Origin of the sequence: Halobacillus litoralis, from assembly GCF_009856445.1 — a bacterium.
In the GTDB taxonomy this organism is placed as follows: Bacteria; Bacillota; Bacilli; order Bacillales; family Halobacillaceae; genus Halobacillus; species Halobacillus litoralis.
The window spans coordinates 990,541-1,003,841 of record NZ_WMFA01000002.1 but is presented as its reverse complement, the minus strand read 5'-3'; the positions used below and the strand labels follow the sequence as shown (position 1 = coordinate 1,003,841).

General features: G+C 44.1%; 14 protein-coding genes and 1 riboswitch. All 14 genes read left to right on the top strand.

The features are described 5' to 3' along the window. The first annotated feature begins 27 nt into the window (after positions 1–27). The 14 genes from GLW00_RS10330 (at position 28) to GLW00_RS10265 (ending at position 13,281) form a co-directional block, all read left to right on the top strand. Positions 28–1,089: a D-alanyl-D-alanine carboxypeptidase family protein gene (locus GLW00_RS10330; RefSeq protein ID WP_160913825.1), complete on the top strand. Its 1,062-nt coding sequence runs from the start codon at positions 28–30 to the stop codon at positions 1,087–1,089. Then, positions 1,077–1,667, top strand: coding sequence for a nucleoside recognition domain-containing protein (locus tag GLW00_RS10325; protein ID WP_160913643.1), 591 nt, complete (start codon positions 1,077–1,079; stop codon positions 1,665–1,667). Before GLW00_RS10330 ends, GLW00_RS10325 begins: the two co-directional genes overlap by 13 nt. Next, positions 1,664–2,179, top strand: a complete 516-nt coding sequence (locus GLW00_RS10320) for a spore maturation protein (protein WP_160913641.1) — start codon at positions 1,664–1,666, stop codon at positions 2,177–2,179. The genes GLW00_RS10325 and GLW00_RS10320 overlap by 4 nt, the downstream gene beginning before the upstream one ends. Before the next feature lie 136 nt (positions 2,180–2,315). Next, positions 2,316–3,044 carry a pseudouridine synthase gene (locus tag GLW00_RS10315; RefSeq protein WP_160913823.1) on the top strand — a complete coding sequence of 243 codons (729 nt, stop codon included), beginning with the start codon at positions 2,316–2,318 and terminating at the stop codon, positions 3,042–3,044. 54 nt (positions 3,045–3,098) lie between these two features. After that, positions 3,099–3,650, top strand: coding sequence for a thiol-disulfide oxidoreductase ResA (gene resA, locus GLW00_RS10310; protein ID WP_160913639.1), 552 nt, complete (start codon positions 3,099–3,101; stop codon positions 3,648–3,650). A 28-nt stretch (positions 3,651–3,678) separates the two neighbouring features. Continuing rightward, the gene (resB, locus tag GLW00_RS10305) at positions 3,679–5,310 is read left to right on the top strand and encodes a cytochrome c biogenesis protein ResB (RefSeq protein ID WP_160913637.1); all 1,632 of its coding nucleotides are present in this window, start codon (positions 3,679–3,681) and stop codon (positions 5,308–5,310) included. 18 nt (positions 5,311–5,328) lie between these two features. After that, entirely contained in the window at positions 5,329–6,519 is a 1,191-nt protein-coding gene (ccsB, locus tag GLW00_RS10300) for a c-type cytochrome biogenesis protein CcsB (RefSeq protein ID WP_160913635.1), read from the top strand. A gap of 106 nt (positions 6,520–6,625) precedes the next feature. Continuing rightward, positions 6,626–7,342, top strand: coding sequence for a response regulator transcription factor (locus GLW00_RS10295; protein WP_160913634.1), 717 nt, complete (start codon positions 6,626–6,628; stop codon positions 7,340–7,342). Beyond that, a complete protein-coding gene (locus GLW00_RS10290) occupies positions 7,342–9,117 on the top strand; it encodes an ATP-binding protein (RefSeq protein ID WP_202412423.1) in 1,776 nt (591 codons plus the stop codon). Before GLW00_RS10295 ends, GLW00_RS10290 begins: the two co-directional genes overlap by 1 nt. Before the next feature lie 55 nt (positions 9,118–9,172). Next, a riboswitch (cobalamin riboswitch) is annotated at positions 9,173–9,353 on the top strand. Positions 9,354–9,561: 208 nt separating this feature from the next. Beyond that, positions 9,562–9,963 carry a DUF4430 domain-containing protein gene (locus GLW00_RS10285; protein ID WP_160913632.1) on the top strand — a complete coding sequence of 134 codons (402 nt, stop codon included), beginning with the start codon at positions 9,562–9,564 and terminating at the stop codon, positions 9,961–9,963. Between the two features lie 6 nt (positions 9,964–9,969). Continuing rightward, positions 9,970–10,482 carry an ECF transporter S component gene (locus GLW00_RS10280; RefSeq protein ID WP_160913630.1) on the top strand — a complete coding sequence of 171 codons (513 nt, stop codon included), beginning with the start codon at positions 9,970–9,972 and terminating at the stop codon, positions 10,480–10,482. Between the two features lie 376 nt (positions 10,483–10,858). After that, positions 10,859–11,401, top strand: coding sequence for an RNA polymerase sigma factor SigX (sigX, locus tag GLW00_RS10275; RefSeq protein ID WP_160913628.1), 543 nt, complete (start codon positions 10,859–10,861; stop codon positions 11,399–11,401). After that, complete coding sequence (locus GLW00_RS10270) at positions 11,388–12,617, top strand: hypothetical protein (RefSeq protein WP_160913626.1); 1,230 nt, start codon at positions 11,388–11,390, stop codon at positions 12,615–12,617. The genes sigX and GLW00_RS10270 overlap by 14 nt, the downstream gene beginning before the upstream one ends. Positions 12,618–12,831: 214 nt before the next feature. Beyond that, on the top strand, positions 12,832–13,281 hold the full coding sequence (locus GLW00_RS10265) for a helix-turn-helix transcriptional regulator (protein WP_160913624.1): 450 nt from the start codon (positions 12,832–12,834) through the stop codon (positions 13,279–13,281). Positions 13,282–13,301: the final 20 nt, after the last annotated feature.

The window sequence follows — 13,301 nt, the reverse complement described above, 5'->3', positions numbered from 1 at the left end:
AGAAGGTTCTTTTATGTAGCGGTGGCAATGACTTTACTACTCCCAACCTTTATGGTGGAGAAGGTAAAAGCGAATCCTAATATATCGGTATCTGCTGAGCGTGCTGTTCTGATGGATGCAGAATCGGGACGGGTTCTATACGAGAAGAATGCCTATGATCCTACACTGATTGCCAGCACCACAAAAATCATGACTGCGATCATAGCGATAGAATCAGGAATGATGGAAGAAAAAGTGAAAGTGAGTAAAAGGGCCGTTTATACAGAAGGGTCCTCCATTTATTTGACAGAGAAAGAAAAAATTCCTCTGAAGGATTTGGTATATGGATTGATGCTTAGGTCTGGAAATGATTCAGCTGTAGCGATTGCTGAACATGTAGGCGGAAGCGTCGAAGGTTTTGTACAGCTGATGAACGAAAAAGCGGCTTGGCTTGGAATGAACAACAGCCATTTTGAGAACCCTCATGGCCTGGATGGAGAAACCCATTATTCCAGTGCGTATGATTTGGGACTGCTCATGGCTTACTCCATGAAAAACGATACGTTCCGCGAAGTGACAGGCAGTGAAATGTATCGTTCTGAGAATCGGGAATACTCCTGGAAGAATAAAAATAAGATGCTGACCCAGTATTATGAGCCTACAAACGGTGGGAAAACAGGATTCACTAAAGCCGCTGGACGGACGTTGGTGACAAGTGCCCAAAAGGATGGCATGGAGCTGATTGCTGTAACTTTAAATGCTCCTGATGATTGGAATGATCATACGAGGATGTTCGAGTGGGGATTCGATAATTTTGAAACGGTAAAACTTCAGAGTGAAGGTACCGTGGAAGTGAACGGTCAATCGTTATACATTCCGAGAGATATCTATTATCCTCTGACTTTATCTGAAAAAGATGATCTTCAAGCGACGTTTTATCGCTATGAACAAGAAGGGGATTCGAATTTAGCAGGTGTGACGTACTTCATGGTGGGAAAAACACCAGTAGTAGAAGCGCCTGTGTGGAATGAGCGTCCTTCTCAATCCTTCTTTTCAGAAGTGAAGAACTTTCTGAATAGGATGATGGGGGTTGCGCCATGGTCAACTTGATTTGGGCGTTTCTTGCGGTCACGGGCATCATCTTTGCCATGTTTAATGGTACGATGGACGAAGTGAACAAGGCGATTTTTTCTACTTTGGATGAGGCGATTATGATTACGCTGAGTCTTGCGGGGGTTCTAATCTTTTGGTTGGGACTGATGAAAATCGCTGAAGAGGCAGGACTCCTTGCCGGCCTTGCGAAAATCTTCCGGCCCTTTGTGAAACGGATCTTTCCTGAAATTCCGGATGACCACCCGGCGCTCGGTTACATCCTGTCTAATATGACGGCAAACATGTTCGGTCTTGGAAATGCTGCCACACCAATGGGATTAAAAGCGATGAAGGAATTGAAAGAGTTATCAGGCTCCGATAAAGCGAGCCGGTCGATGATTACACTACTTGCCATCAACACTTCCTCCCTGACGCTCGTACCGACCACCGTCATTGCCATTCGGATGAAGTATGACTCGCAGGATCCGACTTCCATCGTCGGAGCTACCATTCTGGCAACAATTATTTCTACCATTGCCGCTTTATTGATCGACCGTTATTTCCATTATAAAAGGGAGAGGGCGATGCGCTTATGATCAGCATATGGCTCATCCCATCCATCATCCTGCTTGTATTGGTGACGGCAACCCTCAAAAAGGTTCCTTCGTATGAAGTTTTCGTGGAGGGAAGTAAAGAGGGGATCCAAATAGCGATCAGTCTGCTTCCTTTTTTGCTGGGTATGATGGTGTCGATTGCTGTGTTCCAAGCCTCAGGTGCCATGGGTGCGATTGTAAAACTGTTCGAACCTCTCATGTCTTTGTTTGGAGCCCCGGCTGAAATTCTCCCTTTGGCCTTCATACGACCCATTTCAGGCACGGCCGCCCTCAGTATGACGACAGAGCTGATCCGTACGTTCGGTCCTGACTCATTCATAGGCCAGCTCGCCTCTGTCATGCAGGGAAGTACGGATACAACGCTGTATATTATCACCGTCTATTTTGGTGCTGTAGGTATTAAAAGAATGGGAGATGCTTTGAAAGTTGGACTCCTGGCCGATTTGGTTGGTATAATAGCATCAATTATCATTGTCATCATCCTATTTAGTTAATAGGATGATTTTTTGTTCAAAACTTTATAGAATGTGTATAATGTAGATGAACGGAAGAGCCGCGCTTTGTGAGCGTGGCTCCGTTTCATGAAAAAAAGTGATTTCAAAGAAAGTTGGTGACGGTCGTATGGCAGATATGGAACGACTACAAAAGGTGATCGCCCACGCAGGTGTCGCATCACGAAGAAAAGCAGAAAAGTTGATTGTTGACGGCAAGGTTACGGTCAATGGAGAAGTTGTAACAGAATTAGGAACAAAGGTTGGTAAAAACGATGATATAGAAGTAGAAGGAGTGCCGATTGATAAAGAAGCGCCTGTCTACTATTTGCTATATAAACCACGCGGAGTCATCTCAAGCGTCAGTGATGATAAGGGACGTAAAGTAGTCACAGACTTTTTACCTGAAGTTCAAGAGCGGATTTTCCCGATCGGCAGACTGGACTATGATACATCTGGATTGATTTTGTTAACAAACGATGGGGAGTTTGCGAATTTACTTATGCATCCAAGTCATGAAGTGGACAAAGTGTACATCGCAAAGACGAAAGGCATTCCTACTAAAGATCAATTGAAACAGTTGAAGAAAGGGATGACTGTAGACGGGGAATACCTGAAGGCCGTTCACGCGAAAGTCACATCCACCGATTCGAAGAAGAATACGGCGATTGTGCAAATCGTTCTTCATGAAGGAAAGAACCGTCAAGTACGCCGGATGTTTGAAGCCCTTGGCTACCCTGTCGACAAATTGAAGCGTGAGCGTTACGGGACACTGGACTTACATGGAATGAATGCTGGTGATTCTCGACCTTTAAAACCGTTTGAAGTGAAACAGCTTCGTGCACTTGCTGAAAAAACTGTTGAATAACGTTCAAATTTACAGCCTTCAATCAATGTTATAATGGGTTGGGAGTGAGTCAATATGAAGGAATCAACCATTAGAAAAAAAAGAAAGCGCCTTATTTTCAGAACAGCTATGCTTGCCGTCATGGTCGGGCTTGTCGTGTTCGCTCTCGTCGCTAACGGCAAGGATGAACAGGCGGTGATCGCCAAAGGGGAAAAAGCCCCCGATTTTCAATTGAAAAAGTTCGGTACAGATGAGACGGTTCAATTGAGTGATTTGCGAGGAAAAGGCGTCATGGTCAATTTTTGGGCGACGTATTGTAAGCCATGTAAAGATGAAATGCCTTATATGGAAGAATTGTATCCCGAGTATAAAGAGAAAGGTGTCGAAATTCTGGCTGTCAATTTGGATTCAACCGAACTTGTGGTGAAGAATTTTGTGAACGAATACAATCTGACCTTTCCAATTCTCCAGGACAAAAATGGAGAAGTGATGGATCTTTATAACATCGGTCCGATTCCTTCTACGCTGTTCATCAATCCTGAAGGTGAAATTGAAGAGCAAGTCATCGGCCCTCTGACCTTGGACAAACTCGAAGGCCACTTGCAAAAGATTGCACCGGCGGAATAGAGTCTACTTGACATTGTGAGGTTTTACTATGAAAGAGATTACCTGTGAATGTGGTCATGTGAATCCTGAAGGCACAGTTCTTTGTGAAGCTTGCGGAAAGCCGGTCGAGCAGAACCAGCATATTGATGGGAATGAGGATAAAAAACTCCTCAACATGCGTTACGATGGAAGTGCCCGTCGCTCCCAAACGTATAATCGTACGATCGTTGATAAGATATGGAACTTCTTTTCTTCCGTGAAGGTCGGGGTCACCCTGATCTTTATCACCGTCGTGGCATCTGCGATCGGAACGATCTTCCCTCAATCCGTGTTTATTGGCGGGGCAGATCCTGCCACCCACTACAAGGATCAATACGGGATAGCCGGACAGATCTATTATCAACTCGGATTTCATGACCTTTTCAGTTCGTGGTGGTACATGCTATTAATCGCGATGATTGGCATATCCATTGTCATTGCATCCATCGATCGTTTCTTCCCGCTATATAAAACTTTGAAAAGGCAGAAGCCGAAGCGTCATGAACTGTTCATGAAAAAACAGCGGGTGTTCGGAGAGACGAAATCGGATTCTATCGATTATGAAACATTCAAAAGCAACTTAAAGAAAAGACGCTTCAACGTTTATGAACAAGATGGACATATACTGGCAGAGAAGAACCGTTTTGCGAGATGGGGACCTTATGTCAATCATATCGGTCTTATTATTTTCCTATTAGGTGCAATTCTCCGGTTTATCCCTGCTTTTTATGTCGATGAACACGTCTGGGTGAGGGAAGGGGAGACTACCCTGATCCCTGGAACAGAAGGCGAGTACTATATTAAAAATGAGGCCTTCACTCTAGAAACCTATGATAAAGACAATCCTGAAGATGCGAAGTTTAAGGAAGCCATTGAAAATCAGGATGGAGCGATTCCGAAAACCTTCCGGACAGACGCTGTTATTTATGAGCGGACCAATCAGGGAGTCGCCGGCGCAGATCCTGAGCTTGAGACGATCAAGGAAGGGGCTGCTACATTAAACAATCCATTAAAGTTTAAGGACTTTGCTCTTTATCAGGCGAGCTATCAGTTGGATGAGTTCAGTGAAATGTCTTTCAAAATCCATGACAAGGATGATGAAGAGACCAACTACGGCGAATTTACAGTCGATTTGACGGACCCCCAATCTACATATGAGCTGGACGGAGGGTTCCGGGTAGAGGTCGTCAACTATTTTCCAGAGTATGAAATGCAGGATGGCCAGCCGGCTTCCGTATCCAAGTATCCGAAAAACCCAGCTTTCGTATTCAATTTATATGCACCAGATAAAGAAACGCCTGAAACTAGTTTCTTGGGGATAGGCGCGAATATCGATGCCGGAGAGAATAACCAATACAAACTAGGCCTTACAGGTTTCGATACCCGGGATGTCACAGGTTTGACTGTGAAAAAGGATCATACACTAGGGATCATTTCTCTTGGTGGCGCGATTTTCATGATCGGTGTGATCCAGGGGATGTATTGGAACCATCGTCGAATCTGGCTGCAACCTAGGTCAGACGGAGTATGGATTGCAGGACATACGAATAAAAACTGGTATGCCTTGAGAATGGAAATTGAGAAATCCATTGAAGGCACTCACATCGAGGCCCCTCAGGACCAGTATGAAATGAAATCATAGAGTCAGGAGGATGAAACAATGGGAGATTGGACAACCATAAGCGGCAATCTGCTCTATGCTGCTTTTTTCATCTATTTAATAGCGACCTTTTTCTTCGGAGGCACGATCCGCGATAAAAAGAGAGGGAAGAGCCGCATTGCAGGGAATATTGGAATTTCGCTTGCGATCATCGGGTTTCTCACTCAAGTCGGGTATTTTATTACGAGGTGGTTCGCCAGTGGTCATGCCCCGATCAGTAACTTGTTTGAGTACACGACATTTTTTGGAATGATGCTTGTATTCGCATTCATCGTTCTCTACTTTATTTACAGAGTGGATCTCTTAGGATTATTCGCTTTGCCGATTGCATTATTGCTCATTGCTTTCGCAAGCATGTTTCCAACGGAAATATCACCACTTGTACCATCTTTGCAGTCGCACTGGTTGTACATCCACGTAACGACAGCATCCCTTGGCCAAGGGATTTTATCGGTTAGTTTTGTGGCAGGATTGATTTTCCTGATCAGCCAGGTGGACCAGAGCAAACGTTCCAAACATACGGTTTGGCTAGAGTTTGTCATCTATATCATTGCTGTGACACTCGCTTTCATTATCGTTTCTTCATCATTCAGCGCGATGAATTACGAAGCGACTTTCGAAGCTCCGATTGAAGGACAACAAGCAGAGATCACTTATAACATGCCGGCCATTACGGGACCTTATAATGGGGAATTGATAAATGATGAAGCCATGTCTCCATTGATCCAGGCACCAGAATGGATGCGCGGAGAGGATGCGGCTAAAAAACTCAACACCTTCCTATGGGCTCTATTAGGCGGGGTAATCCTGTACTGGGGGACAAGACTTATTTTAAGAAAGCGGATAGCTGCGGCTATTCAACCACTTCTTAACAAAAAAGTGAACCCTGAACTTGTAGATGAGGTATCCTACCGCGCCGTGGCCATCGGGTTCCCGGTATTTACTTTGGGAGCGCTCATTTTTGCGATGATATGGGCACAGCAAGCGTGGGATAGGTTCTGGGGTTGGGACCCGAAAGAAGTTTGGGCTCTGATTACTTTCTTCTTCTATGCAGCCTACCTTCATTTACGACTGTCCAGAGGCTGGCAGGGAATGAAATCCGCGTGGCTTGCCGTTGGTGGTTTCGGGATCATCATGTTCAATTTAATTGCGGTCAACTTAATTATTTCAGGCTTACATTCTTATGCATAAAAACAAAAGGCAGGCGAGAATTTTTAAAACTCCGCCTGCCCTTTGTGTAAAGGATACGATGTAATGAAACCATAGGATTAGAATTCTATGATTTGGAGGTTTTTAAATGGATCAAGAAGCCAAAGTGTTAGTAGTAGATGATGAAGAACGCATTCGACGACTGATTCGAATGTATCTGGAAAGGGAAGATTATGTCATTGATGAAGCAGAAGATGGGGAAGAAGCTTTGCAAAAAGCGCTTCATAATGAATATGATGTGATTTTGCTTGATTTGATGCTCCCTGGAAAAGACGGGATTGAAGTGTGTAAAGAGTTGCGTGAGAAGAAAGCCACTCCTGTGATCATGCTTACAGCAAAAGGGGAAGAAGCCAATCGCGTGCAAGGGTTTGAAGTAGGCACGGACGACTATATCGTGAAACCCTTCAGTCCAAGGGAAGTTGTTTTGCGAGTGAAGGCACTCCTGCGCCGCTCTTCTTCAACGAAGTTCTTAGAAACGGAAACATCTGCCCGTAACGTCCTTGTTTTCCCTCATATGACAATTGACAATGACGCTCACCGTGTAACGGCGGCTGGGAAGGAAGTAGCGTTGACACCAAAAGAGTACGAGCTTCTTCACTATATGGCTCAGTCTCCGGATAAAGTTTTTGACAGGGAACAACTGCTTAAGGAAGTCTGGCAGTATGAATTCTTCGGCGATCTTCGGACGGTGGATACGCATGTCAAACGACTCCGTGAAAAATTAAGTAAAGTTTCTGCAGAAGCAGCAGGGATGATTGTGACGGTTTGGGGCATCGGCTATAAATTCGAGGTCTCTGGTGACTGATGTTCTGGCGTAGTGTAGTCGGGAAGTTATGGTTCACCATCTTACTATTGGTTTGCTTTGTCCTCTTTATTTTAACTGTTCTTCTTCTTGAGTTCTTTCAAAACTATCACGTAGTGGAAGCAGAAAGGCATCTGTTGCAAACGGCGGACCGGATTTCAGATGTCGTAGACCGCTATGAACAAGAGGAAGACCTCTTACTTTCAACAACAGCCCTTGTCAAAGATCCGGCAAGTCGTGCGGTCATCGTATTGAGTGAAGAGGAGCAGTTGGTTTCTGAGAGTGATTCCGATTCTCTGCCCGTGCTTGATTATGCGTGGTTTGAAAATGATGAGGACACAAAAACCGTTTTGAATGAGGGGTTAGATGTTAAAAAAGTTGCCGATCTAGGAAATGGCGAGACAGGAGTAATGGTTGTCGGCACCCCTCTTGATAACCGTGACGGAGCCGTTTTTGTCTATCAATCACTGGATACGATTGAAGAAACGTCCGAGCAGACAACGAAAATCATCTTCCTGGGTGCTGGAATTGCCATCGTCCTGACAACCATTTTCGCTTTCTTCCTGTCCACTAGAATCACAGCTCCTTTAATTAAAATGAGAGAAGGGGCATTGGAACTTGCTAAAGGCGAGTTCAACACGAAAATCCCCATACGTACCCATGACGAAATCGGAGAATTGGCGATGGCGTTTAATCGGATGGGACGGGAGTTGAAGTTTCATATCAACGCCTTGAATCAGGAAAAAGAACAGCTTTCAGGCATTTTGAGGTCGATGGCGGATGGCGTTATTACGTTTAACCGTGAAGGGGCTGTGCTCATTTCCAATCCTCCGGCCCAACAATATTTAGAGGCCTACGAGTTTGAAAGGAATGCTGCCTCTGCTTCTGCTGATCAAACGTCCCTTCCAGAACCACTGATGGATCTGTTTAATGATGTCATTACAGATGAGAATGAATCCATGATCGAGATGACACTGCAAGGCAGGTCCTGGGTCATCATCATGACACCTTTGTATGACAAAGAAAAAGTACGGGGAGCTGTCGCTGTCCTTCGGGATATGACAGAGGAAAGAAGACTGAATAAGCTCCGCAAAGACTTTATCGCAAATGTGTCCCATGAACTGCGAACCCCTATATCCATGCTCCAAGGGTATAGTGAAGCCATCGTAGATGATATTGCAGAGTCAAAAGAAGACAAAAATGAACTCGCTCAAATTATCCATGATGAATCTCTCAGGATTGGCCGGCTTGTCAACGAGTTGCTGGATATCGCGCGCATGGAAGCAGGGCATATTCAGTTAAACGAAGAATCCGTTGAAATGGAGCCGTTTTTAAACAGAATCATCAGGAAGTTCAGTGGAATCGCCAATGAAAAATCTGTAGATCTTAACTTGAAGGTAGAGGGAGAGTTCGGGCTTATCGAATTCGACCCTGATCGTATTGAACAAGTATTTACGAATCTGATTGATAATGCGATCCGCCATTCTGATCCAGGCAGTGAGGTCCAGGTGATTCTGGAAAAAGAAGAAAATGAATGGATAGCAAGTGTCAAAGACTCCGGTTACGGAATCGCTGAGGAAGACCTTCCTTTTGTATTTGAGCGTTTTTATAAAGCTGACAAGTCAAGAAAACGTGAGAATAAAAATTATAAAAAAGGCACAGGTCTTGGACTAGCCATCGCGAAAAATATTGTAGAAGCTCACGAAGGGACCATCAGTGTTCATAGCAAGTTGAGAGAAGGAACAACCTTCACTTTCAAAATCCCTTTTTCCCCATAAGGAAAAATAAAGTTGCTATATTCGAAAAATTGATGTAATCTTGTTTATGGAAACTTCATATGAAGAGGATTCAGGTGTCTGAAAAGACTTGATAGGGAATCTGGTGCGAAACCAGAACTGTCCTCGCAACTGTAAGTGTAGACGAAAGGGAAATTCCACTGTACCTCATGGTATGGGAAGGATCCTGATTAGGATGACGCACGAGTCAGTAGACCTGCCTGATCCAATGTTTCAAAGCTTCGGGGATTGAGCATTTGAGACAACCGATCGGTATGACGTGTAACGTAAATCTTATCCTTTCGTTTGTCTTAAGCTTACCCTTGTAGAAGGGTAAGCTTTTTTTGGTAGGAAAGATTATCGGATTTCTACAGATACGTCACTTGGTTGTCTTTGCTTTTCTCTCCTCCTGGCCGTGAAATAATAAGAAAAAAGGGAGAGATTGTCATGAAAAAGTGGAGCACGTTTTTTACAGCCATGATTCTTGCTGTTGCCGTACTGGCGGGGTGTGGGACACAAGAGGAAAAGGAAACATCAGCGACTCAGGAAGAACAAGTACAGGAAGTCACTGTAGAGGTGCAGGTTTCTAAAAACAATGGCGAAGAAATGATGGCAGAAGATGAAATAACGGTAGAAGAAGGTACCACGCTTATGGAAGTCATGGAAGAGAACTATGAAGTTGAACAATCAGAAGGCTTTATCAACAGCATAGAAGGAATTGCTGGTAACCAAGAGGAAAAAATGGCTTGGATGTACACCATAAATGGAGACGAAGCAATGGTTGGAGCCAATGAGTACGAAGTAGAGGATGGAGACGAAATCGTTTTTGACTATCAATCTTGGGAATGATGAATGATGAACACATATAAGCTTACACTGATTGCCATGCTCGCATCTTTAGCCGTAGCAGGAAGAATGGCATTAGCTCATCTACCGAACATCCAGCCGGTGACTGCGATCATCATTATTGCTGGTTTCTGGCTTGGACCTAGTGCCGGCATTCTCATTGCTCTGCTCACGACTTTTGTATCGAATGTGCTGCTGGGCATGGGCATATGGACAATCTGGCAGGTAATCGCCTGGTCAATCATAGGAATCGTTGCTGGTCTATTAGGGAAGTATTGGTCGAACATGCCATCCTGGGGTCTTTCAATCTATGGATTTATCAGTGGGCTTATGTTCGGTGTCATTCTATCATTGACCATGCGGGCAGCGGGACAACCCTTTTGGGCCTATTATTTAGCCGGCCTCCCGATGGATTTCAATCATGCAGTATCTAATACTGTGTTCATATTGGCTCTTTCTCCAATACTCGGAACACTTTTCCAACGCTACGAAAAAAGAAACGCCATATCAAAAGTATCTTAGCTACCCGAACCAAGGGTAGCTTTTTTTGTTACCGCTACCCTGTATTTTATTAAAGATAATGGCAGGTTTCTTGAAGACTCAGTTTCGAGATGTTTTTTGAGTGGATGGGGCTGCAGGGAATAACTCACTTTCCGCGGGAGGCTCACCGCCCGCCTCATGGAAAGCGAACCTTTTCCCGGAGCTCCTAGAATCCCACGAACATCTCGAAACTGAGTCTTCAACTAAAGGCAGCATTAGTTAAAGGTGGGATGGAGGGAGCTGCAGGTGATTTTGTTTGGTAAACGAGGTTCCTTTTTCTTTTTTTGCATATTAAGATAGATAGTGTAACTTTTTCGTACATAAGACGACTATTAAAGTGACCCAGGAGGTACCACCATTGCGAACGTTCTTTGATGAACTATACGACAACTATCACCATGACCTGTTTCAGTTCCTGGTCTATATGGTCAAGGACAGAAGTCTTGCCGAGGACCTGGTTCAGGATGTCTATGTAAGGGTCATGAAATCCTATGAATCATTTAATGGTAAAAGCTCAGAGAAAACATGGTTGTTTTCAATAGCCAGGCACGTAGCTATTGATTATTTCCGTAAACAGAAAAGAAAAAGAAACCGCTTCATGGAATTCTTTGATTGGACGGAAAAAGGGGAACAAATCAAAGATCAGAATAAAATGCCGGAAGAGATAGCCGTGCAGAATGATGAAATTCAACGAGTATATCAAGCATTGGATCAATGTACGGTCGATCAGCGAAGTGTGCTGATTTTCCGTTTTATTCAAGGGATGTCCATAAAAGAAACAGCAGAAATCTTAAGCTGGAGTGAGAGTAAAGTGAAGACGACTCAACATCGAGCTATGAAAGCTCTGAAGATGATACTTGAAGACATGGAAGAGGGGAGGGGAAACCGTGAAGAAGCATAGTGATGAAGATATCAAAAAAGCATTAAGCAAACTCCCTGCTATGGAAGATCGTCAATTGAAAGAAAGGCTCTATCAAAAGGTTTCTTCACGTGTAAATAAACCACAAAGAAAAGTAGCTCCATGGCTTTTTCCTGGATTGGCTACGGTTGCTGTTTTACTCGTCCTTGCCGTGTTCGTGCCTGTCTTCTTCAGTAACAGTGGAATGCTTACCGTAGAAGAGTCCGCTGATCGGGCAGATCAAAGTGCAGAGTCTTCTACTGCAAATGAAGAAACGTCGCCTTCACTCGATTCATCATCTTCAGAAAATGGAGAGAAAAGTTCTGAAACCAAGGAAGCTGAACCTTCCAGTGAGGAGGAAAGTCTTCCTGCAGAAGAAGATGAAGAGGAAGAACCCAAAGCAGACGAATCGAAGGTCGCAGAGGACCGGAAAGCTCAAGAAACAGAGCTTGATTCATTGATTTTGGCCAGTGAGGAAAGTGGCTTGACTACACTTTCTTATCCAGGGAAAAATGCCGAAATCATCCTGCCTACAGTACAGAAACAGCAGGAGTCCGAAGAATTTTCACCAGAAAGATATGGGTTAGCTGACAGAGTTGTAGACGATTTGAAATATGAGGTAAATGAAACAGAAGGGTCAGCTGTCGTTACGTTTCCTGATGGTTTTAGTGTTAATGGCACAGCGTGGGCAAGCGCAATCATCGAAAGCATTCGCTGGGACTTGGAGAACTTTCAACTACAGGAAATTTCTGTGCAAACCGATTCTGGTGATCCTGTCAACTTAGGAAGTTACGGTGAAATTTCTGAAGTTCCTGTCATTCAACAAGGAGAGTACATTTTTCAATTGTATCAGTATGAAGCATCATCTGAACGATTCCTTGCTCCGATATCTGTGGAAGGTTCTCTGACGTTTCGCGAAGCACTTTCTTTGATGAAAGAAAAGGGAAAAGGTCTCTATGTCAGCCCTGCCGTGCCGGAACATGTTCAGTTTACTTCAACAACAATAGATCAAGGAATCATGAATATTCAGGTTGAACATGAATCATGGGCAAGTGAGCAGCAGCTTTTGACGATGGTGGAAGCTATTCTTGTAACCGCTGGCCAGTTTGGTTTTGAAAGGGTCAAGTTCAATGGTATGAATGTCAGCGAATTTTCCACCTATGACCTTGAAGAACCGATTGATGTACCTGAAAGAATGAATCCTGTTATGGACCAATGATTGAGAATCCTCTGCGGTATTTGCAGGGGGTTCTTTTTACTGGTTGAGGAAAGACGGTCCATCAGCACCCTTCTTGTTTCAAACTATGAAACCCGTCCTCAATACTTGACTTCGACGATGTTGTGTTTAACCGAAAGCTTTAAAGCCTTTGTTCTAGGATTGGCCCTCCTGCTCATGTTAAAATAAAGGAACGTAGAAAAGGGGACGATGAGTCATGGATAAACACGATGTGCGGAAACAGGTGTCTGAAAAAATAAAATTGATCCGTGTCGAGCATGGATATACCCAGGACAGGATGGCAGAAATCCTCGGATTATCCAAAAAGACGCTTGTTCAAATTGAAAAACAAAGAACGTTGGCAGGCTGGACGACGGTCGTGGCCGTATGTGCTCTTTTTCAAGAGAGCGATGTTCTCAAAGGCGTATTAGGGGATGCTCCTGTAGAAATCGTGGAAACTATAGCTCATGAACAAGTGGAGACTCAAGGGAAGAAAACGCTTGGTGGCAAAGTATGGTGGCAGACCATTGCAGAAGGTGAAAACTACATCCTACAGCAAAACCTGATCAGTCAACATTATAGAATCATTGATTCTGAGGATTTTCGTATGTTCTCTACCATCAACCGGACGGAGGCGGAAATACGTTTTGAAGAACTAGTCAAATAAAAAAAGCCCCTTGAAAAAGG